This window comes from Paenibacillus sp. J22FR21 (assembly GCF_056269135.1).
This window is the reverse complement of sequence record NZ_JBWDNJ010000005.1, coordinates 280,366-303,572: the sequence shown is the minus strand read 5'-3', so window position 1 is coordinate 303,572 and position 23,207 is coordinate 280,366. Positions and strand designations below refer to the sequence as shown.

General features: G+C 53.1%; 23 protein-coding genes. 12 read left to right on the top strand and 11 right to left on the bottom strand.

Annotated features, from left to right (window positions below; genetic code table 11):
* Positions 1–58: 58 nt before the first annotated feature.
* The gene (locus tag AC0YNS_RS19845; RefSeq protein ID WP_475782708.1) at positions 59–904 is read left to right on the top strand and encodes a helix-turn-helix transcriptional regulator; all 846 of its coding nucleotides are present in this window, start codon (positions 59–61) and stop codon (positions 902–904) included.
* A gap of 58 nt (positions 905–962) precedes the next feature.
* Here the strand turns inward: AC0YNS_RS19845 and AC0YNS_RS19840 are convergent, their stop codons facing one another.
* A complete protein-coding gene (locus tag AC0YNS_RS19840; protein WP_475782707.1) occupies positions 963–1,823 on the bottom strand; it encodes a phytanoyl-CoA dioxygenase family protein in 861 nt (286 codons plus the stop codon).
* Between the two features lie 144 nt (positions 1,824–1,967).
* On the opposite strand from AC0YNS_RS19840, the gene AC0YNS_RS19835 reads away from it, so the two are divergent.
* Positions 1,968–2,744: a helix-turn-helix transcriptional regulator gene (locus AC0YNS_RS19835; protein ID WP_475782706.1), complete on the top strand. Its 777-nt coding sequence runs from the start codon at positions 1,968–1,970 to the stop codon at positions 2,742–2,744.
* Positions 2,745–2,829: 85 nt separating this feature from the next.
* Here AC0YNS_RS19835 and AC0YNS_RS19830 read toward each other — a convergent pair whose 3' ends face one another.
* Together AC0YNS_RS19830 and AC0YNS_RS19825 are read right to left on the bottom strand one after the other, a co-directional pair.
* The gene (locus tag AC0YNS_RS19830; RefSeq protein ID WP_475782705.1) at positions 2,830–3,630 is read right to left on the bottom strand and encodes a phytanoyl-CoA dioxygenase family protein; all 801 of its coding nucleotides are present in this window, start codon (positions 3,628–3,630) and stop codon (positions 2,830–2,832) included.
* Complete coding sequence (locus AC0YNS_RS19825) at positions 3,623–3,913, bottom strand: hypothetical protein (RefSeq protein ID WP_475782704.1); 291 nt, start codon at positions 3,911–3,913, stop codon at positions 3,623–3,625. The genes AC0YNS_RS19830 and AC0YNS_RS19825 overlap by 8 nt, the downstream gene beginning before the upstream one ends.
* 183 nt (positions 3,914–4,096) lie before the next feature.
* Here AC0YNS_RS19825 and AC0YNS_RS19820 point away from each other — a divergent pair, with 183 nt between their 5' ends.
* Positions 4,097–4,597 carry a glutathione peroxidase gene (locus AC0YNS_RS19820; RefSeq protein ID WP_475782703.1) on the top strand — a complete coding sequence of 167 codons (501 nt, stop codon included), beginning with the start codon at positions 4,097–4,099 and terminating at the stop codon, positions 4,595–4,597.
* A gap of 28 nt (positions 4,598–4,625) precedes the next feature.
* Here the strand turns inward: AC0YNS_RS19820 and fdhD are convergent, their stop codons facing one another.
* From fdhD to AC0YNS_RS19805, 3 genes are all read right to left on the bottom strand, one after another.
* On the bottom strand, positions 4,626–5,438 hold the full coding sequence (fdhD, locus tag AC0YNS_RS19815) for a formate dehydrogenase accessory sulfurtransferase FdhD (RefSeq protein ID WP_475782702.1): 813 nt from the start codon (positions 5,436–5,438) through the stop codon (positions 4,626–4,628).
* A gap of 42 nt (positions 5,439–5,480) precedes the next feature.
* Positions 5,481–7,841 (bottom strand): FdhF/YdeP family oxidoreductase, encoded by a 2,361-nt coding sequence (locus AC0YNS_RS19810; RefSeq protein WP_475782701.1) that lies wholly within the window; start codon positions 7,839–7,841, stop codon positions 5,481–5,483.
* Positions 7,842–7,961: 120 nt separating this feature from the next.
* Positions 7,962–8,327 (bottom strand): Na-translocating system protein MpsC family protein, encoded by a 366-nt coding sequence (locus AC0YNS_RS19805; RefSeq protein ID WP_475782700.1) that lies wholly within the window; start codon positions 8,325–8,327, stop codon positions 7,962–7,964.
* Positions 8,328–8,533: 206 nt separating this feature from the next.
* Between AC0YNS_RS19805 and AC0YNS_RS19800 the strand changes: the two genes are divergently transcribed.
* A complete protein-coding gene (locus tag AC0YNS_RS19800; RefSeq protein ID WP_475782699.1) occupies positions 8,534–9,091 on the top strand; it encodes a PadR family transcriptional regulator in 558 nt (185 codons plus the stop codon).
* A 454-nt stretch (positions 9,092–9,545) separates the two neighbouring features.
* Here AC0YNS_RS19800 and AC0YNS_RS19795 read toward each other — a convergent pair whose 3' ends face one another.
* Positions 9,546–10,634 carry a M24 family metallopeptidase gene (locus tag AC0YNS_RS19795; RefSeq protein ID WP_475782929.1) on the bottom strand — a complete coding sequence of 363 codons (1,089 nt, stop codon included), beginning with the start codon at positions 10,632–10,634 and terminating at the stop codon, positions 9,546–9,548.
* Positions 10,635–10,676: 42 nt separating this feature from the next.
* Positions 10,677–11,228 (bottom strand): helix-turn-helix domain-containing protein, encoded by a 552-nt coding sequence (locus AC0YNS_RS19790; RefSeq protein ID WP_475782698.1) that lies wholly within the window; start codon positions 11,226–11,228, stop codon positions 10,677–10,679.
* Between the two features lie 169 nt (positions 11,229–11,397).
* Between AC0YNS_RS19790 and AC0YNS_RS19785 the strand changes: the two genes are divergently transcribed.
* Together AC0YNS_RS19785 and AC0YNS_RS19780 are read left to right on the top strand one after the other, a co-directional pair.
* The gene (locus tag AC0YNS_RS19785; RefSeq protein ID WP_475782697.1) at positions 11,398–12,585 is read left to right on the top strand and encodes a glycine C-acetyltransferase; all 1,188 of its coding nucleotides are present in this window, start codon (positions 11,398–11,400) and stop codon (positions 12,583–12,585) included.
* A 36-nt stretch (positions 12,586–12,621) separates the two neighbouring features.
* Positions 12,622–13,614, top strand: coding sequence for an L-threonine 3-dehydrogenase (locus AC0YNS_RS19780; protein ID WP_475782696.1), 993 nt, complete (start codon positions 12,622–12,624; stop codon positions 13,612–13,614).
* 76 nt (positions 13,615–13,690) lie between these two features.
* Here the strand turns inward: AC0YNS_RS19780 and AC0YNS_RS19775 are convergent, their stop codons facing one another.
* On the bottom strand, positions 13,691–14,296 hold the full coding sequence (locus AC0YNS_RS19775) for a GyrI-like domain-containing protein (RefSeq protein ID WP_475782695.1): 606 nt from the start codon (positions 14,294–14,296) through the stop codon (positions 13,691–13,693).
* 203 nt (positions 14,297–14,499) lie between these two features.
* Here AC0YNS_RS19775 and AC0YNS_RS19770 point away from each other — a divergent pair, with 203 nt between their 5' ends.
* The 6 genes from AC0YNS_RS19770 to AC0YNS_RS19745 all read left to right on the top strand — a co-directional run bounded on the left by AC0YNS_RS19770 (position 14,500) and on the right by AC0YNS_RS19745 (position 20,064).
* Complete coding sequence (locus tag AC0YNS_RS19770; RefSeq protein ID WP_475782694.1) at positions 14,500–14,958, top strand: DUF2269 family protein; 459 nt, start codon at positions 14,500–14,502, stop codon at positions 14,956–14,958.
* Between the two features lie 174 nt (positions 14,959–15,132).
* Complete coding sequence (locus AC0YNS_RS19765; protein ID WP_475782693.1) at positions 15,133–16,047, top strand: DMT family transporter; 915 nt, start codon at positions 15,133–15,135, stop codon at positions 16,045–16,047.
* A gap of 546 nt (positions 16,048–16,593) precedes the next feature.
* Positions 16,594–17,487 carry an ABC transporter ATP-binding protein gene (locus AC0YNS_RS19760; protein ID WP_475782692.1) on the top strand — a complete coding sequence of 298 codons (894 nt, stop codon included), beginning with the start codon at positions 16,594–16,596 and terminating at the stop codon, positions 17,485–17,487.
* A 47-nt stretch (positions 17,488–17,534) separates the two neighbouring features.
* The gene (locus AC0YNS_RS19755; RefSeq protein WP_475782691.1) at positions 17,535–18,290 is read left to right on the top strand and encodes an ABC transporter permease; all 756 of its coding nucleotides are present in this window, start codon (positions 17,535–17,537) and stop codon (positions 18,288–18,290) included.
* 4 nt (positions 18,291–18,294) lie between these two features.
* Entirely contained in the window at positions 18,295–19,461 is a 1,167-nt protein-coding gene (locus tag AC0YNS_RS19750; RefSeq protein WP_475782690.1) for a sensor histidine kinase, read from the top strand.
* 3 nt (positions 19,462–19,464) lie between these two features.
* On the top strand, positions 19,465–20,064 hold the full coding sequence (locus tag AC0YNS_RS19745) for a response regulator transcription factor (RefSeq protein ID WP_475782689.1): 600 nt from the start codon (positions 19,465–19,467) through the stop codon (positions 20,062–20,064).
* Between the two features lie 386 nt (positions 20,065–20,450).
* On the opposite strand, the gene AC0YNS_RS19740 is transcribed toward AC0YNS_RS19745, so the two are convergent.
* On the bottom strand, positions 20,451–22,370 hold the full coding sequence (locus tag AC0YNS_RS19740) for a sensor histidine kinase (RefSeq protein WP_475782688.1): 1,920 nt from the start codon (positions 22,368–22,370) through the stop codon (positions 20,451–20,453).
* Positions 22,367–23,086: a response regulator transcription factor gene (locus AC0YNS_RS19735; RefSeq protein ID WP_475782687.1), complete on the bottom strand. Its 720-nt coding sequence runs from the start codon at positions 23,084–23,086 to the stop codon at positions 22,367–22,369. The genes AC0YNS_RS19740 and AC0YNS_RS19735 overlap by 4 nt, the downstream gene beginning before the upstream one ends.
* Positions 23,087–23,207 lie beyond the last annotated feature (121 nt).

Genomic DNA, 23,207 nt, shown 5'->3' with positions numbered 1-23,207 from the left:
AAATTGTAGTAGATTAGGAGAATGAGCTAAATACACGAATGAATGGGAACGGGGTTTGTTGAGCTTGCAAAGAGAAGCGCTGGGCAGCTATATATCGAACCTGCACATGCATATATCAGAGGCGGCATTCTTCACTTGCACCTCAAGCTGGTACCATATGGATGTATTATCGGATTTCAATCGACTCTATTATTTTCTGGGGGATGGGGGACATGTTCGAATTGGGGATGAGGAGTTGTACCCGAAGCGCGGGCAGCTGGTCATTTTACCTGCCGGAACTATGCTGTCGGTACGAACATTGGAGGATCGGGTGTTCAGCAAGTTCTTCTGCCATTTCAATGCCAAGGTCGGCGATCAGGAGCTCTTTCAACTACTGGAGGCACCAAGCTGCGTCGATGTTCCGGATCAAGCGGCGACGTCGGAGCGGTTCGGCGAGCTTGTGCGCCACTATCGTGAGAATGGACTGACCTCGATGCTTCGGGCCAAGCTACTGCTGCAGGAGATACTGTGTGAGTTTCTGGAGCAGGGAGGCGAAGCGCGTCTGCGGCAATCCGAGGCTGGCGGGTCTCTGGATAAGGTTAGTCAGGTGCTCGCTTATTTGGATCATCATTTGGCCGATGACGTGAGGCTGGATCAGCTGGCGGAGCTTGTCCATTTTCACCCGAATTACTTCATTCGCGTGTTTAAGTCGGTAACCGGCTGCTCGCCGATTCAGTATTTGAACCAGCGGCGGATGGAGAAGGCGAAGCAGTGGATGCAGTCGACGGACATGTCCGTCTCCGAAGCGGCAGAGCGGATTGGCAGCTCGTTATATCAATTCTCCAAAATGTTCAAGCAGCACACCGGCGTCAGCCCCAGCGACTACCGCAAAGTGATGCGCGAGCAATCACCTCAGCAACAGTAATCGAGTATAAAAGCCCTCTACGATCGCCGGGTTGGCGAATGTGGAGGGCTTATTGTTCCTATGAATAATCGGTCACTTCACTGCCAACTTGATTCCACGCCGTTCCGAAAGGTCTATACGTTCCGGACTTCGAGAGCGGCTGATGGCGCTTCGGCAAACGATAAGTCGCAGGCTCGCACCGTACCAACTCCTTGCGCTCGCCGCATACCATGAGGCCCGTGTCGTTGAACAAGTTATCCGCCAGCTGATAAGCATCATCGGCCCGGTATGAAATCACGATGCCTCTTCGCTCCTTACCGGACAGATTCACAGGGGATCCGTGCAGCGTCAGGCAATGATGAATGCTGATGCCTCCCGCCTTCGGCGTAATCTGCACGGTCTGCTCCTCTGCATTCTCCCAATATTGCGGTTCCTGGCAGCCAGCGACAAAATAACCATCCATCGAATGATCGAGCAGCCCGAGCTTATGGCTTCCTTTGACCATTTGCATGCATCCGTTCTCCGGCGTCGCATCATCCAGCATGATCATGACCGACAGCAGATCCGTGTTGGTATGCGGGTAGAAAGCGAAATCCTGATGCCACGGGAATTCGCCGAGCCCCTTGGCCGGCGGCTTCGTAGCCAGCTTCGAATGCTGAATTTGAATGTCCGGTCCGAGCAATGGGATGATTTTGGATACGATGGCAGGGTGTCTCGCCAAATCCAGCAGCGCCGGATGCATCGTCGTTAAGCCAAGCAGATGAACCGTTTCTTGCTTATACATCGCTTGCGAGCGATTGGATATCACGGCTTCACTTGCACAAATCGTCCGGTAGAGCTCGACCTCTTCTGCTGTAAGCGCATCGTCATACACGAGAAACCCATCTTCCCAATATCGCTGAACCTCATCTTCAGTAAGTCCGTCACGCCAAGCACTCATGTCCGCTGCACTCCTTCTCAATACTATTATGTGGATGTATAATGAGCTTCGAATACATTAAATGTAAACGGAATACGCAACCACAGCGATAATCAAACGGTTCTTTTCTAGCACGAAATGGTTATTTGGAGAGGTGGGCCGAGCATGCATTGTCAATTCGACTTTTTGTTCTATTCCACACATAAGCAGGGCACTTACGTGGACTTGCATAAGCATAATTGCTATGAGCTCGTTTATTATGTAAGCGGCTCCGGAATGATGAATTTGAACGGCGAATGGTACCCGTACAGCGCCAACACGATTACGTTAACGAGACCGGATCATCTGCATGATGAGCGGCATGATACGGAGACGGAAGTGATTTTTATCGGATTCACGTATGACGACTATCCGGTTCCGCTTGCCAACGGTATTTATATGGATGATGAACACAAGACGCTATTAACGCTGCTGCTTCAGATGAAACATGAAATGATGGAGAAGAAGCCGCTGTTCAGCGTCAAACTGGATGTCCTCACGCAGCTTGTCATTATCGAATTAGAGCGTACGGGCAAAAGAGTATCTGCACTGCCGGACAGCGAGAAGCTGCTGCATTCAAGGCTGTACATCGACGAGAATTACAGCCAGAAGCTGAATATGCCGCAATTGGCACAAATCTCCGGCTACAGCTACGATTATTTCCGGCATTTGTTCAAGCGCAGCACGGGGCTCTCGCCGGTGCAATATTTGATACAGCGGCGTGTCAATCAAGCGAAGCTGGAGCTCGCCAACACGGACAAGAAGCTGGCCGTGATTGCGATGGACTGCGGCTTCTCTACAACGTCGCAGTTTAGCAGACTGTTCAGGGAGCTGACAGGCGTACAGCCAGTCGTATATCGGAGGCGGACGAAGAGCCTGGTCACGCAAGAATCGATGGTATGATAAAAAGCCCTCTCATCCGCGGAAGTAGAGGGCTCTATTCGTTGTTGGAGAACTGCTTAGCTGGCAGTTGGATGCCAGATGCGAGCTAGATGCCCATCCGAGTCAGCGCACCTTCGAAGGACACATCGACAGTGTCGTCTCCGGTTACATAACGCCACAATTTGGCCCGCTGCATATGATCGAGGCGGTCTTCGTTGCCCTGCCAGCGTTGGTAGCCCTGCTGGATAATACGGGCGACTTCCGGCTCGCGATAGCCTTCGAGATTGAACAGACCGCGCTGCTCCTGGCCCGGACGCAAGCGGAGCTTGAAGACGTAGCGGGTCTTGTCCGTATAGTTCGGCTGCGCGCAGTGCCAGATGCCGTGATGAAGAATGGCGAGCGAACCGGCTTTGCCTGCGAGCTGCCGTTGACCGGTAATATTTTTGTACCTTGCGAGACTGAAGGTATTAATCTTGCGCAAATGGGAGCCTGGCAGAATGAGGGTCGGCCCCATCTCCGGCGGAGCGTCGTGGGAGAAGTAGAACAGCTGGATATCGAAGGCGTGCGGGCGAACATCGATAATGGAATCGCCATGCCAATCCTGCGAGATCAGGTAGTTTGCAGGAACGATATGCTGAAAAGAATGGTCGTACACGGGCTCGAGACCGACCAAGCTCTGAATGATTCCTTGCACCTCGGGTAATTCGAACACGCTGCGGATATGCTCGGATTCGTTCCAGAACTTATGGCCCTGGCTGTGCTGAATTTGCTCTTTATAAACCAACTCATTCAGATGCTGGGGGATGAAGGCATCCAGCAGCAGGAATCCGTCGGTGACGAACTTCGCCATTTGCGCAGAAGTGAGCAGATGTTTCGGATCTGCGGGTGTCATGTTCAAGCTACTCATGTAGAGGCACCTTCCTCTCAAGTACATATTCGTAAGGCAGATGGCCGGTATCATGCTCCTGACCTGCGGGATAGTGCGGCAGCGAAGGGACCTGAATGACATTCCAGCCATCTCGCATGGCATGAAGAACCGATTTGTATGGCGGCTCGTTGGAGTCTCCGGTATTCATGGGCAGTGCATCTTCAGGCGCAGCGCCGTCGTACAGGGACCAGGCAATCGTGGGGGATTTTAAATCAGGTGTAGTCAAATTCAGAAACAAGATTTGCTGTCTCATGGCAACCAAGTGTGACGCCTCCTTCAATGGGTTCGTGCTCTGTTTTCATTGTATGGATTAGAAAGTGTGCTGAGGATATGCAGAATTAAGAACGATTTGTGCAATATTAATAATGATGGAAAAACATGCTTTTCAAACCCTAATAAATTGTTTACAATAATATTGTATAAAATATAAACGAGGTGACGTGGCATGAACGTGTACGACTTTAAGGTGCAAACGGTTAAGGGCGAGGAGAAATCATTGTCCGATTACCGCGGCCAAGTGCTGCTTATCGTAAATACAGCGACCAAATGCGGACTGGCGCCTCAGTTCAAAGAGCTGCAGCGACTGCACGAAACGTATAAGGATACGGGACTGACCGTGCTGGGTTTCCCGTGTAATCAATTCCAGAATCAAGAGCCTGTAAAGAATGACGACATGGAAGAGACCTGCCAAATTAATTTTGGCGTCACGTTCCCGCTGCTTGGCAAAATCGACGTGAACGGGCCAAACGCCGACCCGTTATATAAGTATCTGAAGAGTGAAGCATCCGGATTGTTCGGCTCGGGGATCAAGTGGAATTTCACGAAGTTTCTGGTGGATGCGCAAGGGCGCGTCGTGAAGCGTTACTCGCCGACGACCAAACCGCTGAAGTTTGAGGCGAATATTAAGAAGCTGCTGGAGAAGGCGAAGACTCCGGTTCATCACTAATCATGCTGCAAAAAAAGCGAGGGGCGCACTAGCGCCCCTCGCTTTCGTTTTGTTCATCCACGATTCGATGACCATGTGTATACACATTCATTTCATGGCCTCGGATAAACCCGACGCATGTGATGCCCAGATCCTCGGCGAGCTTGAGCGCGAGGTCCGTCGGTGCGGACTTCGAGAGCAGAATGCCGACGCCGATTTTGGCCGCCTTCAGTACGACCTCGGAAGACAGTCGACCGCTGAAGGCGATGATTTTATCGCTTATCGCAACGCGCTGCTGAAGCGAATAGCCGAACAGCTTATCGAGCGCATTGTGGCGGCCGATGTCGGTTCGTACGGCAAGCAGCTCCGTAGCGGTGCAGAGGGCTGCATTGTGTACGCCGCCGGTCAGCTTGAATTCTCCGGAGCTATTTTGTAGTAATCGAATAAGTGCGCTGCACTGGGCCGGCGAGATCGTCATTCGGCTCATCGACGTACGTGCGGTACGGGCATCGTTGTGAAAATAAAACTGGCGGCTCTTCCCGCAGCAGGAGCCGATGAATCGTTTGGAAACCTCGTCTTTGCTAGTTGAGTGTTTGTTAAAGAGCTCGACGTAGACGAAGCCTCGCTCCTCGTCGATACGAAGCGATTCAATCTCGGCCGCTTGTCTGATGACCCCTTCGGAGGCCAAGAAGCCGATGATCATTTCCTCCAGATCGGTTGGTGAACAGACGATGGTGGCAAATTCCTCGCCATTCAGTCGCACCGTCAGCGGATACTCCGTCGCGATGTCGTCCTCCTGCAGGGAGACTGCGCCGCCGCTGTATTTGCGAATGCGCCACTTGGCTGTGATGCTTGGCAGCATGTATGGTTCCTCCCTATCGTAAGAGACTTCTTCGAACCGATGTTAATCCTCGTCCGCAATTTCCTGATCCAGTTCCGCGATGCGTTTCTCTACATATCTCGTATCCTTCAACGCATGATACGTTTCCGCTCGCTCCATCACGACTGCTGTATTGTACTCCGGTATCCCGGCATAAGGTTCATATACTTTCTTCGGCAGCAGCGCATTGCATTCCGGCCAGTACAACTCCAGATTGCCGGAGGCGATGTCGGCGAATTTGGCTCTGCCATGGAAGCTGCCGCTGCTGTTGTAGAGGACAACGGCCTCGCCTTCCGTAATTCCGTGCTTCGCCGCATCGTTCTTGCTCAGCAGGACATCATACCGATCTGCAGCATTGAACGGGTCTTTGTTGCTGTAGATCATGGAGTTGAACTGCTTGCCGCGGCGCGACGTGATATAGAAATGTCCTTCCGGCTTGCGCAGCTCCGGCAGTTCAACCGGGATGAGTCGTCCGCGTCCGTCCTTGGTCGGGCAGACACCGTCCTCGCACAGCCAAGCGCCGCCCCACTGGAACACGTCGCCCTTGTTCTTCAGATGCTGGACGCCGTCGTAATTGGGGGAAGCTTTGGCGATTTCGGCGCGCAGGGCATGCGCGTCCTTGAATTGCACAAGCGCAGCGCGCTCCGGATCTACGCGCGCAGCGAGATCGCAATAGATCTGCCATTCCGTGCGCGCTTCCTCGATGCGAGGACCGGCGATCTCCGGCGAGAAATACACCATACGCTCGGTCGAGGTGGAGGTGCCGCCGCCAGGCTGCTCATAGCGTGTCATCGCCGGAAGCACGATGACGGCTTCCTTCGCATCAGCCAGCGTGGAGGTGTTGAGCACGATATCCTGATGGACGCGGATCTGAATGGACTCCAAACATTCACGGACAAAATCCGGCTCCGGCATCGTTTCCAGGAAGTTGCCGCCGGACGTATAGAACAGCTTCAGCTTCCGCTCATGATCCTCGGGAAGCAGCGCGTTCTCCAGCGTAACACCGACGATGTCGCCTTGCCACGTTGGCAGCTTAAAGCCCCATACATTCTCGACACGAGGGATGTCGTCGCCCTTGAATTCGCCGCCCGGCAAGCTGAAGGGATCGGCCCCCATTTCACCGGAGCCCTGTACGCCGCTATGCCCGCGAATCGGCATCAGGCCGCAATATTCGCGGCCCAGAAAACCGCGCAGCAGCGCAAGATTGGCTACCTGCGAAATGTTGTCGGTGCCGAAGCGGTGCTGCGTGAGTCCCATGCTCCAGACGAATACTCCGGACTTCGAAGCAGCGAGCAGCTCCGCGAATTCCTCCATCCGCTGACGCGAGATACCGGAGGAACGCTCCAACTGCGCCCAGTCTTGGCTCTTGACATGCAGCCGCAGCTCCTCGTAGCCGTTCACATGCTCACGGACGAATTTGCGGTCGATGGCTGAGCCGGGCTTCTCCATTTCCATAGCGAACCAATGCTTCATGATGCCGTGCATGAAGGCGATATCGCCGCCAATGTTCACTTGATAGAAGTCGTCGGCGAGCTTGGTGCCAAACAGCGCAGACTCTGCGATGGAAGGGACCCAGTACCCGTCCATGGCCGGCTCGCGATAAGGATTAATGACGATAATTTTCGTCCCTTTGCGTTTGGCCGCATACATATATTTGGTCGATACCGGTTGATTATTAGCGGCAACGCTGCCCCAGAAGACGAGCACATCGGTGCCGATCCAATCCTTGTAGTTGCAGCTCGATGCGCCTATGCCGACGGAACGCTTAAGCGCCGTCTTGGAAGGGGAGTGGCAGATGCGCGAGGCATTGTCGATGTTATTCGTTCCGAGGAAGCGAGCGACCTTGGCTGCAGCATAATAAGACTCGTTCGTAATGCCGCGCGCCGTTAAGTAGAGCGCCAATTGTTTCGGATCGATTTGGCGGATTCGCGCCGCGATCATGTCGAGTGCCGCATCCCAGGACAAACGGCTGAACTTGCGCTCGCCTTTACGCCTGATGAGCGGATAAGGCAGCCGACCTAGCTTGCGCAGCTCGGTGCTGTCCATCTTGCGCAGCTCGTCGATGTCGGCATGCAGCACATTAGGCTTGATCGCCGGCATGGTGTTGAGCCGCAGAAGATTGAGTCTGGTGGTGCACACATGCGGACCTGCGAGCGTCTGATCGTAGAGACCGGAAACGCCAAGCGCGCAGCCATCGCACACGCCCTGCGTCAAGATCCGCATCGCATACGGCAGATTGTCCCGGTTATCGGCCATTACTTTGATCGTGTCTCGAATATGCTTCGGTTTTACTTTGCCGAGCCCGAAGGGGACTTTGCTTACCCATAGCTTCGGATCGGGTTTGCCGGGGAGTTTGATTGGCCCGGTGTGTTTGGTATTACCCATTAGTGGTGCCTCCTTCGAAATAAAAAAACCGCGCCGAGTCCGACATTTTCTTTTCCAAGAAAAATCGTCTCTTCGCGGTTAGTCTCTTGCAGGTTCGCTGCCAAGCGCCAACACGTATCGTTAACGGCTGCTGCCGAATTTGCGTTCAATGTCTTGATCGAACACGAACACGGACATGCCGAAATCTTTGTCAATATCGATATCTACATATAACTCCAGGAATCGTGCGCCTAGCAGCTGCTCCATCTCCGTTGGGGGATGGTTGCGGTAAATGTCCTTTACCCACTGTGTTCGCGCTTCGCGCAGCATCTGTTTGCCGTCGCTCGCGGTGGCAATAAACTTCTCGACCGGCGATAGATTGCCTTCCATTTCGCAAATGGCCCAGTGCTTGCAGAAAGTCGTCGAAATGCGGCCGGGGCCTTTGCCCATATGCCGTTTGCGGAACGCTTTGACCAAATTGCTGAATTCCGCTTCCGTTTGATTCATAGTTACTTACCCCTCTTTTACCCGCAAAATCGGTGGCAGGATCGCTGCTCCGTACCGAGCGGAACAAGGTGAAACGGCTGTTGCTTCTGCTATCATCTTAGCAAGAAAGCGCACTCATGGCAATGACGTTGTGGCTTTGCATGCGTTTCGGCGGCAGTTATGGTACTCTTTTCTCATATAGAGCGCACTAAGGGGGAAAAGGTTTCATGAATACATTATCATACGGACTGCTCGGCATGCTGGCACGCAAGTCGTGCACGGGGTATGAGTTGACAAAAATGCTCAAATTGTTCTGGCAGGCCAAGCATAGCCAGATCTATCCGCTGCTCGCGATGCTGGAGCAAGAGAAGATGGTAACCTGCGAATTGATCGGGCAGACGGGGAAGCCGGACAAGAAGCTGTACACCATCACCGAGGATGGCGCTGCAGTGCTGCGAAACTGGATCGACGACGCACCGGCCGGGGAGAGCATCGAGCGCGATGAATTTCTGCTCAAAGTGTATGCGATCGGACTGGTGGAACCTGCTATTGCGCTCCGGTTGTTTAAAGAACGGACGGCGGCGCTCATGGAGCGATTGCAGCGAGTGGAGGCGGAACTCGAGATCATGGAGGCCGACCCCGCAATTGTGAAGGATCCAACCTCCAAGCAATTCGGCCGTTACCTGCTGTACCGGCGCAAGGTAGGCTTATTGAAAGAAGAATTGTCCTGGATTGAATGGGTGATTCCTCTAATTAACGTGAATGCGGAAGGTGAGCAGGGATAGGGCTCGCGGTGGAGCCTTGCTGTAAGCGGACAAGGGCTCGCCGCGGAAGGTGTAAGCGGATATTTCGCTTACAGATGCAAATCGGAGGCGAAAAGGGAAGCGTAAGCGGCATATCCGCTAAAAGAGTGTCGAAACTGCCGAAATAACAGATACAGGGCTCTCACAACTAACCAATCTGTCCTTCAGGGGCTCTCACCGCCAAAACCACTCTAATAAAGACTGAGAGTCGAGAAATCCGACTTTCAGTCTCCAAAGTAGCCAATCCAGACCTTCCCGAGAAAGTGAGAGTAGGAAAACCCGACTTTCACCGCCAAAACCACCTCGAAAAAAGGCTGAGAGTCGAGAAATCCGACTCTCAGCCTTTAAACTAACCAATCCGAACCCACACGAGAAGCTGAGAGTAGGAAAACCCGACTCTCAGCCCTTGACCGAACCAACCCGTCCGCTGCCGACCCTACCCGATCACCGTAAGTTCCTTCGGGAACGTCGTCAGCACCAGGGCGCCGCCATCCGTGACGAGGACGTCGTCCTCAATCCGCACCCCGCCGATGCCTGGCACGTAGATGCCCGGCTCGATCGTGAAGACCATGCCGCTGCGCAGCACGTCCTGGTTCTGACCATGCACGGATGGGTACTCGTGCACGTCCATCCCAAGGCCATGGCCGAGCCGGTGCATGAAGTACGGGCCGTAGCCGGCCGACTCAATATGCTCGCGGGCCGCGCGGTCGAGACTCGCAAGCGTAGCGCCGGGGCGCGTGGCTTCGATCCCGCGCAGGTTCGCCGCCAGCACCGTGTTATAGATCTTCGTTTGCTCCTCCGAGATGTCGCCAACCGCGAAAGTCCGCGTTATATCGGATGCATACCCATCCGCATAGACGCCAAGATCAAACAACAGCAGCTCACCTTCGCGCACCACCCGCGAACCCGGCACGCCATGCGGCAGAGCAGAATTCTCGCCGGCCAGCACCATCGTCGAGAAGGAAGGACCGCTCGCACCGAGCTTCTTCATCTGGTACTCCAGCTCGGCGACGAGCTCGATTTCGCTGACGCCCGGCTTCACTTGCGCGATACCGGCACGCAGCACGTCCTCGATAATGAGGACGGCATGCTTCATGCGCACGACTTCGTCCGGCGTCTTAATGACGCGCATTTCACGGAGCGGCTCGTCGATATCCGCATAGACGCTCGCACCAACGGCACGGCTGATCGCCTCGAAACGACTGACCGTCATATAGTCCTTCTCCAGCCCAAGCGACTGAACGCCTGCGGGCATAAGCTTAGTTAACACCTCATATGGATTGTCGGTGTCTGTATGCGTATGGATGGTTGTCACAGAGGATGCAGCCTGCGCGGCTTCCAGATCAAGAGCCGGCACGATCAACAGCGGCTCCGCTTGCCGAGGAATCAAGAGTCCGAGAAACCGCTCATGCGGGTCGGTCGCAAAACCGGTCAAGTAATAGACATGCTTCGGCATGGTGATAAGTACGGCGTCAATGGCATGCTGCTCCATATAGGCAACCAGCTGCTCAATACGATTATTCATAACATGAATCGTCCTTTCTTCATCTATTTCGTCTTTTAGCATTTAAGGATAGTAGATAATCGCATCATAACGCACGATCTCTTCACCGGGATTATGGTACAAATGCGGCTGATCCGCCGCGTAGCGAACAGCGCTGCCTGCTCCTACGGTATAGGAAGTGTTCTGGATCTCGACGATGAGCGTCCCTGAAGAGACGAGAATATATTCTTCCACGCCGGGGCTGTGCGCCTCGGATTCATGCGTGCAGCCGGCATCCATTTCGACCGAATAGACCTCGAATTTCTTCGTGGGCTCGAACGGAAACATCGGATAGACGCGATAGTGTCCGTCTGCTTCGAGCAGCGGTTCCAAATCTTCCTTCGTAATAACCGCAACCTCAGAAGGAGGCTCCTCAATTAACGTGGTAAAAGAAAGCCGAAGCCCATTGGCAATCTTCCAAATAATCGAGATCGTCGGGCTTGTCTCACCGCGTTCAATCTGACCGAGCATCGCTTTGCTGACGCCGGTCAGCTCGGCAACCTTGTCCAGGCTGAGTCCTCTCGTTTGACGGATCATCTTCAAATTCCGCCCCAGTTTGATGTGAATCTGCTCCATATAAAGCCTCCTGCTTCGCTCTCCTATTTAACCTATTGTAGCCCAAGCGCGAACAAAAGTCGAAGACACTGCGTGCGTTATAGCATACAAAACTATTGTGCGTCATAACATACATATGTATAATATAAGCCAATGGATGTTTAAACCAATTGAGATGGGGATGCCGACTATGTCTAGTTCATCATTGACCGCTTATCTGCAGCGTAACTTGGAAGAAATGAAGAAGAACGGGTTATTTAACGAGATTAACGTCCTGCAAGGCGGCAACGGTCCGCTTATTCATATTAACAACCGAGAACTGATCAATCTTTCCTCCAATAACTACTTAGGTTTGGCAGGCGATGAAAGACTCATTCAAGCCGCAGAGCGTGCTCTTCGCAAATATGGAGTAGGTGCCGGTGCCGTACGTACGATCAACGGAACGATGGACATTCACGAGGAATTAGAGACGAAATTAGCGCATTTCAAGCAAACGGAGGCCGCTATAGCGTACCAATCCGGTTTCAACTGTAATATGGCAGCGATTTCAGCGGTAATGGAGGCAGGGGATGCGATTCTCTCTGATGAGCTTAACCATGCTTCTATTATTGACGGCTGCCGGTTGACCAAAGCGAAGGTCATTCGTTTTAAGCATTCGGATATGGAAGACCTGGAGAAGCAGGCGAAGGAAGCGAGAGCGTCCGGTCAATATAACAAAATCATGGTCATCACGGATGGCGTGTTCTCGATGGATGGAGACATTGCGAAGCTACCGGAAATCGTGGAGATTGCGGAACGCTATGACCTCATCACCTATGTCGATGATGCGCACGGCTCAGGCGTACTTGGCAAAGGGGCAGGCACGGTTAAACATTTCGGGTTGTCCGATCGGGTTGATTTTCAAATCGGTACGTTGTCCAAAGCGATCGGCGTCGTTGGCGGATATGTGGCCGGCAAACGCGAGCTGATCGAATGGCTGAAAGTAAGAAGCCGTCCGTTCTTATTCTCGACGGCAACACCGCCGGCAATTGCCGCCGCATGCAGCGCTGCACTGGATATTTTGTCCGATAGCGCAGAACTACAGGAGAAGCTATGGAGCAATGCCGCGTATTTCCGCAATGGCTTGCAGCAGCTCGGCTTCGATACCGGACACACCGAAACGCCGATCATTCCGTGTATTATTGGAGACGAAGTGAAAACTCAGCAGTTCAGCAAGGCACTGTTCGAAGCAGGTGTATATGCCAAAGCGATCGTATTCCCGACCGTTGCGAAGGGCGCAGGCCGTGTACGCAACATGCCAACGGCAGCACATACGACTGAGATGCTCGATCAGGCGCTCGCCATCTATGAGAATGTGAAGAAGCAAATCGGCGTGTAGGGAAAGCTCACCTTAGGATTCGGAGGCGAAACGGATATGAAGAAGATACTAGTAACCGGTTCATCGGGCCAAATCGGCAGTGAGCTTGTCACCGCGCTGCGCGCCCGTTATGGAGAAGATCAAGTCATTGCGACCGATATTAAACCAAGCCATGCACCTGCAGCGGCAGCCGGACCTTTCGAACTGCTTGATGTGAACAATCGGCAAGCCTTCCTTGATATCGCGCGCAAATATAACATAGATACCGTGATCCACCTCGCCGCACTTCTGTCAGCGACTGCCGAAGCAAACCCGCTGTTCGCCTGGGAGCTGAACATGGGTGGACTCTTGAATGCGCTTGAAGTAGCCAGAGAACTGAAATGTCAGTTCTTTACTCCGAGCTCGATCGGCGTGTTCGGGCCGGATTCGCCAAAGGATCTCACGCCGCAAGTGACCATTCAGCGTCCGATCACCATGTATGGCATTAACAAAGTAGCGGGCGAGCTGCTGTGCGACTATTATTATCGTAAGTTCGGCGTTGATACGCGAGGCTTGCGTTTCCCTGGTCTGATTTCGTACCTCACGCCTCCTGGCGGAGGGACGACCGATTATGCAGTAGCGATGTTCTTCGAAGCGATCCGCGGCGGCGAATATAGCTCATATATTAATAAGGGAACATTCATGGATATGATGTACATGCCTGATGCCATCGACGCCATCATCCAACTGATGGAGGCCGATTCCGCTAAGCTGATCCACCGTAACGCCTACAATGTTTCCGCGATGAGCATAGATCCGGAGCAGTTGGCTGCCGAAATCAGAAAGCTGCTGCCCTCGTTCAAGCTTACTTATCAGATTGATCCGATAAGAGAGGGAATCGCCCAGAGCTGGCCGAACTCCCTCGATACGTCTGCAGCCCGGAACGAGTGGGGCTTCAAGCCACGCTACACGCTGGAGACGATGGCACAGGATATGCTGTTCCAAATTGCCTCCCGCAATCTCGAATCAAGTAGTGATTCACCCCTAAGCAGCATTATGAAAGTCTCCTAAACGAAAACGAATGCAGCCCCTATCAAAAACGTTTCTTCACCGTACATGCGCGGCTGAGGAACGTTTTTTTGTTTCATCATTTAGCAACCGGATATCGCAAAATCGTCCGAAGCGACTCCGCCGCCGTCTTCCGGAAGTCAGACAAATAAATCTCATGATGCTTCCCGCTAATTGCGAGTCCTTGCTGCTCTATGTACGCATACATGATTGCCAGTGTTTCCGGCTCCGTGCTGAACGGGCCGACATGCAGCATTTGCACGCATGTTCCTTCTGAGAGCTGGCCGAAGCTGACGCTGCTCACCGGTATAAGCGGCTTCTTCTTCACGGCAATCTGCAAGCCCTCTTCCGCAATAGCGGCGGTTACATAGTCCGGCTGACGGATAAGCAGCGTCCACTGCCACAGCTCGCGCGGCGTTTCGAGCGGATCCAGACTCATGTCCTCTACCCACCATTGTCCTTCCAGCTTAGCAACGGTGAAGTCCTGCTCGGCTTGCTTGCACAGCGCTTTAATGCTGTAAGCCGCTGTATACATCGCCTCGATCGCTGCCTTAAAAGACTCGCTTTCAGGAGCGCCGGAGCCTGTAATTTGCAAATAAGGCAAGTTAGGCAAAGTAATCAGCTCAGGCTTCTTACGGGCGCCGTAATAGGTTTTGTCTGCTTTCGTTAAGTCGAGTTTATCCAATTCGCGTTCCTCCCGCTCTTCTCATAATGCCGTTGTCACAGTCTCTAGTATACGTTACATGACTGACAAAGGCAGTCAGTAAATTTGGAATTATTTAGTGTAAGTTGCACGTAAGATAGCTGTAAGTGAACACGTGGTAATATACATCTTGTTCCATACATAGGACGGTTTTTCCAAATAATTACACGAAGAGGTGAGTTAAATTGAAATGGCTTGTACTCATCCACGTCATGTCAGCCATCATTGGGGTAGGCCCAACGTTCTTCATCCACACGCTGTTTGGCAAGAAAGACAGTGTCGGGGAATTGCGCTCAGCGTTTAAACTCGGCAGTAAACTGGAGTTGTTTCCGAAGATTGGCGGCTCGCTCGCCGTCATTACGGGCCTAATTCTCGTTTTCGCGGACGGATGGGAGTTCGTCAGCTTCTGGATTCTGGCCTCGCTTGCGCTCTATATCGCGATTCAAGTGCTGGTAATCGGCTTTGCCGCGCCGGTGACGAAGCAGCTCGGCGTGGAGATCGAGAATTCGAAGTCGCTAAGCGCAGATCAAGTGGTTCCCGACAGTCAGGTTCGATTGCTGAACAAAGCTAACAAGCTCTATTACGGAGCTACGGCGATGGGGACCCTGCTTTTCATTTTCATGGTGCTGAAGCCGTTTTATTAAAGCTGCGCCTACGAGCGGCTTTCGGAAGAGGACGGCGGCGGACGGCTCACCTTATGGTATCCTGATCGGTGCTCCAAACGCGGAGCGCCGATTATTTTTTTTGTTGTATTTCAACCATAAATCCGTCAAACTGTTGGCAATGGAAACTTACGGGAATGGGGCTCGAATAACCAAATGAAGCAAGATCGCAAATGGATGTATTACTTTGGTTTGGTGTTGGTTTCGGCGATTTGGGGAGCTAATTTCGGCGTATCACGTAAAGCGATGGAGACCTTTGATCCGATTCTGTTCGCTTTTCTGCGTTTCTCCATCGCTACGCCATTCTTCTTCCTCTTGCTCTACCTGAAGGAAGGCAGCGTTCGAGTACCGATCAAGGCAGCGTTACAGCTGGCGGCAATCGGCTTGGTAGGCGTAACGGGGCTGGAAATCGCGGTGATGTACTCGATTAAATTAACGACGCTCGCTAACGCATCGCTGTTGAATGTGGCACCGTGGCCGATTTTCGCAGCATTGCTTGGACCGTTATTTATGCGGGAGCGGATGTCGGCTCGTCTGATTGTTGGCGGTGTGGCGGCTATGGCGGGGGTTTGCTTAGTTATTCTGGGCGGATCGGAGGGCTTTGATCTCTCCTCGGATAATATGGTAGGCAATATGCTGGCTCTTGGGGTTAGCGTCATCGGTGCTTTGTATAACCTCGCGTGTATGCCGCTGATGAAGACGTATTCGGCCTTGCGTGTCAGCACCTGGTACATCACCTTCGGCATGCTGTTTATGTTCCCGTTCACGTTAGGCTCGTGGAGTAAGGTAGAATGGGGCTCGCTAACGTCCAGCTCGTATACGGCTATCGCGTTTAACGTGCTGATTTGCACGATATTCTCGTTCATGGTGTGGAATGCGAGCATGTTCAAAATCGGCGCCACACGGGCGAATTTCTTCCGTTATGTCGTCCCGGCTTCGGCGGTTGCGGTAGGTTACTTCTTCTTCAATGAGCAAATCAGCGGCTGGCAGCTGGGCGGTACGGTGTTCATGATTGCCGGACTGGTGTGGATTAGCTTGGAGAAGAAAGGGAATACGGTCCCGATAAATTAAGATAGCCCGTAGAAATTGGACGACCCTCGCTTCATATAGAAGCGAGGGTCTTGTGGTTTGAAGAGACGTACAACGCGCCAAATGCGTCGTCATTCGTTCCTTCTTGTATGTTCACTATGTGCAGGCGTCGTAACTTGCGCCGCAATATATGATAAGCGTAACCGCCAATGTCTTCCTACTTTCAATAAAAAACGTGCACGAAAGCAACGAAAGCCCTAACCTCTCTAACGTCCTTGCGGTTCCTCGACCGCGCCAGTGTGAATCCGTGTTCCTTAAAGCAGCCGTGAATAAAAGGAATTTGAATGTGTGGTGATTTGAAGGGTAATCACAACGAATACGAGGAAAAAACCAGAGGTTACACTTGATACAACTCCTAATTATACACACAACTAGGCTGGAAATCAAGTTCCATTCATTTCTTTTCTTTGGAAACTACAGCGATATGACATTTGTCATGCGAAACAGATTACATTCATGGATGTCAGGCAGGTACTCCATTCGGTACACTAAGGACATCAGAGAAAGCGATATGAGGAGTGAACGATCATGAAAGCTGCAATACAGCTAACCGGTGTCAGCAAGGTGTATAAAGACAAAACGGCCGTAAGCGATTTGACGTTATCCATTGCGGAGGGAACCGTTGTGGCACTGCTCGGTCCGAACGGTGCCGGCAAAACAACAACCGTATCCATGATCCTTGGCATGCACAAGCCGACGAAAGGGACAGTGAAGCTGCTTGGCGGCGATCCCCGTGATCAGCAAGTGCGTGATCGAATCGGTGCGATGCTCCAGGATGTCAGCGTAATTGATGGACTGAAGGTAGGCGAGAGCATCGAATTGTTCCGCAGCTACTACAAGAAGCCGCTGCCGCTCGAATACCTATTGAAGGTTTCCAACCTGACAGAAGAGAAGAACAAGTTCGCAACCGCGTTGTCGGGCGGGCAGCAGAGAAGGCTTGGTTTTGCGCTGGCGCTTGCCGGCGATCCGGATGTTATTTTTCTCGATGAACCGACTGTGGGGATGGACGTCACTTCGCGCCAGCTGTTCTGGGATACGGTCAAAGCGATGGCAGGCAAGGGCAAAACGATTGTGTTGACGACGCATTATCTAGACGAAGCCGACAGCGTTGCTGACCGCATTATCGTAATCAATAACGGTAAGCTGATCGCCGATGGCACGCCAAGCGAGATTAAAGCCGAGACGACAGGACGCGTAATCTCGTTCATCGCAGGTGACAGTGTAACGACCGAATCGCTGCTTGCACTGCCGGATGTGACGGATGTGGAATGGAGCGGTCGCAAAGTGAAGCTGTACAGCTCTGACACGGACCGACTCATTATCGCGTTAGTTGAGAAACGCTTTGATATGCGCGACATCGAAATTCAAACCGGCGGGCTAGAGGATGCGTTCCAAGCGCTCGTGCAGCAGTCAACGAATTAGTCAAATAACCCCTGAGTGATCGGGATAAACTAGTGGGAGTGAAAATAATGAATGGAACTATGGTTAGGGCGACTCTCGCCCAGTGCAAGGCGGAGCTGCTGCGTACGGTCCGCAATAAACGATTCTTTATCTTCTCTATTGTCATGCCGATTATTTTCTACTTCCTGTTCTCCAATATCGTTGGCGACAATAAGGTTGTCGGTGGCGTGGACTGGTCGGCTTATTACCTCATGTCGATGACTTGCTATGGCATTATCGGAGCCAGCTTCTCGACCTACAGTATCCGCTTAGCACGTGAACGCTCGCAAGGATGGATTCGCATGCTGCGCATTACCCCGCTTCCATCATGGGCTTATATCGTATCGAAAATCGCATCACAAGCCATCATCAATCTCTTCATCGTTGTTATGATGTTCCTGATTGGCGGTATCGCTAAGGGTATCGACTTGCCTGCTTCGACCTGGATTGCAAGCGGAGCATGGATTTGGCTCGGCGGGTTGTCGTTTATGACGCTTGGCACCTTGTTCGGCACAATGCGCAATCCGGATGCCGTACAGGTATTGAGTACGGTCGCTTATATGGGTCTGTCTGTTGTGGGCGGTCTGTGGATGCCGGTTGAAACGATGTCCTCCACCATGCAGAAGGTAGCCGAGGTAACACCCACGTACCGACTCGGGCAAGGGGCTTGGAACATTATCGGCGGCCATTCCTTGGATTGGTCGGGAATCGGCATTCTGGCAATTTACGTAGTCGTTCTGATGGTGGTATCATCATGGATAATGAAAAAGCAGGAAGCGGTGTAACGGAATGCGGAACATGATGAAGCGGCCACAAGTCGGACCACCTGTGTTATTTGCAATGATATGGTTAGTCTATCTTGTGTTCCCGCTTTATCATTTATTCAATCAGCCGCCAGTCAGGGTTGCGTTGGGGTTGACGGCAGTCGTTATTTTTATAGCGATGTACATTTATAGCTACTGTTTTGAACGGGGGCGTCTCTTGTGCATACTCGGGATGCTCTTGATCGTCGGAGCGTTCTGTTTCAGCAGTGAAGGTGCTTTGTATATGGCTTTCTACCCAGCGCCGGTTATTGGAATGCTGACCAATCGCAAGCAACTTACCCTTGCTATGGGCGGGCTTGTGGCTCTGTTTGCGTCGACGATGTGGTATTGGAAGATGTATAACCACACAGATGCGCTGTTGCAGTTTGTTCCGGCGATGATTGTCATCATCGTTGTTCCCTTCGCTCTGGTGTTAGGCCGGAGGTCGAAGGAGCTTCGGAAGAAGCTGGGCCTGGCAAACGAAGAAATTTCGCGATTGTCCAAGAATGAGGAGCGGCAGCGTATCTCAAGGGATTTGCATGATACGCTCGGTCATACGTTGTCGCTTATAACGCTGAAGAGTGAGCTCGCGGAGAAGCTTATTCTTAAGCAGCCTGAGCGGGCCGTGCAGGAGGTGCGCGATATTCAGGCGACCTCGCGTGCTGCGCTTCGTCAGGTACGGGAGCTGGTGTCCGGGATGAACGCGGTGAAGCTGCGTGACGAGGTCGATCAGGCGAAGCGCATCTTGGCTGCTGCGGGTATCGTATTGGAGCGCGGGGAGAGCGACTTTGAACGGGAGCTGCCATCGCCGCTGCTTGATAATATTCTGGGGATGTGCCTGCGGGAATCCGTGACAAACATCGTCAAGCACAGTCGTGCGCGGGTATGTACGCTTCGACTGGAATGGGAACCGGGCAAGCTGAAGCTGATCGTGGCGGATGACGGAATCGGAGTGAGCAAGAGCAGTGAGGCTGCAGGTCAGCGGCCGCTCGATATAGGCGGTGGATTACTTGGCGGCAATGGTTTGCGGGGCATGAGAGAGCGTCTTAAATTAATCGATGGCGATCTTGTCTTGGAGTCAGTAGGAAGAGGCACTGTGCTGACGTTTACGGTTCCACTGGTGGAGAAATCGGGCGGCAAGGGAGGAGGATGAGCGGTGAAAATTGTGGTAGCTGAAGATCAAGGCATGCTGCGCGGCGCGCTGAGTGCGTTGCTGGACATGGAGGATGACATCGAAGTGATCGGTCAAGCGGAGAATGGCAAACAAGCGCTGGATATGATCCGCGAGCTGTCTCCCGATCTCTGCGTCATGGACATTGAGATGCCGGAGATGAGCGGCCTCGATGTAGCGGAGAAGCTGAAGGAGCTGGCCCATCCGTGCCGGGTGGTCATCCTGACGACCTTCTCTCGCTCGGGGTATTTCCAGCGGGCGATGAAGGCTGGCGCGCGCGGATTCCTGCTCAAAGATTCGCCGATCGACGAGCTTGGCGCAGCACTTCGCACCGTGTCGCAAGGCGGCCGCGCGGTTAGTCCGGAGCTGGCGCTATCGTTCTGGGAAGCGGAGAATCCGCTCACCGAACGGGAGCAGGAAGTGCTCCGGCTCGCGGCTGCGGGTCTGACCGCAAGCGACATCGCGGGGCGGTTATTCCTCTCAGCGGGGACGGTCCGCAATTACTTGTCCGAAGCGATCCAGAAGCTGGAGGCGAAGAACCGTATCGACGCGATTGGGATCGCGGAGAAGAATGGGTGGATCTAGGTTTAGATCACCCATTACCCCGATTTCCCGTTAAAGTAGATCCCTAGGTAATCTACTGTTTTATTATCCTTGAATTCCTTCTAACTTAGTTCCCTGCGTGATCTACAATCTCCTATTCCCCGAAGATCCATCGATGTGGATCTCTCTACGTATGCTACTTTACTCGCTGAGAGGTACCCAGTACCCCACATTGACCAGAAACCACCGTTTCGCGCTGAAGAGAGGTACTCAGTACCCCACATTGTCTAAAAACTAACATTGCACGCTGAAGAGAGGTACCCAGTACCCCACATTGACCAAATATTAAAAAGGCTGCCCCCATCATCTTAGCGATGACAAAAACAACCCCTCAGTAACATCATCTGTGTATCGTTACTCCGGTCTTTCTAGGCTTCGATTATGTCATGCTCCGCTTTCGCGACGGTAAAGTAGAATTCCACGCCGCTGCCGTGGTTGCGCACGCCGAAGGTGCTGCCGTGCAGCAGCAGAATATGCTTCACGATGGCGAGCCCGATGCCGGTTCCGCCCAGCTCGCGGCTGCGGGAATGGTCGGTGCGGTAGAATTGCTCCCAGATGCGCTTTAGCTCGGCTTCCGGAATCGCTTCGCCTTCATTCCAGAGTGAGAGCAGCCACTGATCGGGCTCCTCGGCAATTCGCAGCTCGATGGCTCCGGCTTGTACGGTGTGGCGGATGGCGTTGCTCATGAGGTTCGCCAGCACCTGCTCCAGCCGGAAACGGTCACCGTACGCCGGCATCTCGGCCTTCTCCTCCGGAAGTATTGCGTTCAATGCGATCGCCTTGCGCTCCAGCGGCTCCGCGTGACGCTGCAAGAAAGCATTCGCACATGCGCGCAGATCGAAGCTGCCGCTGACGAGCCGATATTTGCCGGATTCCAGCTGCGCCAAATCCAGCATATCGTTAACGAGACCCGACATTCGGCTGGTCTCGTCCATGATAACACCGAGATACTGCTCGCGTTTCTCGGCGCCTCCGATCCCATCGCGCAAGCCTTCGGCATACCCGCTAATGAGACTGATCGGCGTCTTGAGCTCATGCGAAACACCTGCAACGAATTCACGCCGCATCGCTTCCAGCTGCTTTTCTTTCTCGAATTCTTCCTTGAGCTGTACATTCGCTGCCTGTAGCTCGCCAAGCGCATGCTGAAGATTATCCGACAGAAAATCAAACGTCTGCGACAGACTCCCAATCTCATCATTACGCTTGATGCCGCTCTTCACCGAGAAATCCAGCTTCGAGAGACGAAGCGCAACCTGATTCAGCTTGCGCAGCGGCTTCGTAATCATGCCGGAGTAGAGGAAGGACAGCAGCAGGATGAGCACGATGGCGAGTCCATAGAAATACAGATAGAAGTCTTTGATAACCGTCCCCGCATCGCTGACCGGCTGCAGCGATGAGACTGCAAACAGCACTTGGCGAGTGCCGTCTACAGGAGGCAACGCAGCGGCTGCAATGAGCTGGTTGTTGCCAATATTCATCGGGCCAAAGCCTTTACTGCGATACACGACGGTTTCGCCTCGGTCGAACACCCGGTTCACCTTCTCCGGATCTTGCAGCCATTGGACGACACCTGTCATCAAATTGTCTACTTGCTCCTGCGAGACCGGATTTTGAATCATCCGCATCACATCGCCGTTTAGCTGATCAATGCTAATAAAGATACGTCTTTGCTGCTGACCCGCACCGATCGCAATGGCCTTAATTCCCTCTTCATCAAATTCAAACTTGGCCGTCAGCGCGAAGTATCTGTTCTCGAAGGGGGAGAAGTACAGCGGTAATCCCGTTCCCCCGGAGGTCATTTCTCCCGATAATCCTGCAGGGAGCGGCATGCGGAAATCCCCGAAAAACCGCTCGAAAGTCGATCCGTTACCACCTTCGGCAGGAGCGGACTCAGACGCTGAGTCCGACTCGGCCCTTGACTCTGATTTGACTTTGAAGCTTACACCGGGACTTGTTAGCCCGCTTGCAGGGGCAGTGGTACGTCTTGCATTTGTACTTGTCCCCGGATCTCCCGCATCTCCATCGGTCCCCGTCTCCGAGTCAGGGGCAGGCACTGCTGTATTCGTCCCCGGCGTCCCCGCGTCGGTTCCCGAGGGAGGCGTGTCGCCCACCACGACATACTTGTTCCGAAGTTCCGTAAATTCACGCTTGATGGCCTTGATTTTCTGCCGTTCATAATAGCTCTCGAAGAAGAACAGCTGCAGCACCATAATGAGGGTGATAAACACGATGAACACGATGGTCGTGACGGTAAACAGCTTAAACGCAACGCTCCGCCCGCGCTTCATCGTTTCACCTTGAGCTGATAGCCGTTGCCGCGCACGGTGCAGATCAGCTCCGCCTTGCTGCCGAGCTTCTGCCGCAGACGCTTAATATGGGTATCGACCGTTCGCGCATCGCCGAAATAATCGAAGCCCCATACATGATTGAGCAGCATGTCCCGCGTTAATACGATATTCCGGTTGCGGTACATATACAGCAGCAAATCATATTCCTTCGGCGACAGCGTCAGCTCCTCGCCATCGACCTTCACCTCGTGCGAAGCCTCTTTGATCGTCAGCCCATCGAGCGTGATCAAGCTGCCGTCTTGGTCGTCTCCGGCCTTAGAAACCGAGGTCGAAGCAGCAGCTGCGGCCAAGAGTTCTACTCGTTTCAACAGCGCCTTCACCTTCGCGGTCAGCTCCTTCGGGCTGAACGGCTTCGTCATGTAATCATCCGCGCCGAGATCATAGCCAAGAAGCTTGTCGTCCTCGGCTGACCGAGCCGTCAGCATAATAATCATCACATCGGACCGTTCTCGAATCGAACGGCAGACGCTGTAGCCGTCCAGCTTCGGCATCATAATATCCAAGATGACGAGTGCGACCGGTTCTGCCGCGAACCGGAGCAGCGCTTCTTCGCCGTTGGCTGCCTCGATAACCGTAATATTTTCCCCATGCAAGTAATCGACAATGAGCTGCCGCATAAGGGGCTCATCCTCGACAAGTAGTACATGTCCGCTCACAATACCGTTTCCTCCTTCATTGTCACACAGCTGTCACATCGCGCTTTTACAGTTACAAGTGAGAAGAAACGGTTCATGCCGTTCTTTAGCTGGGCGCGTTGCAGAGAAGGATCCCCAAAAT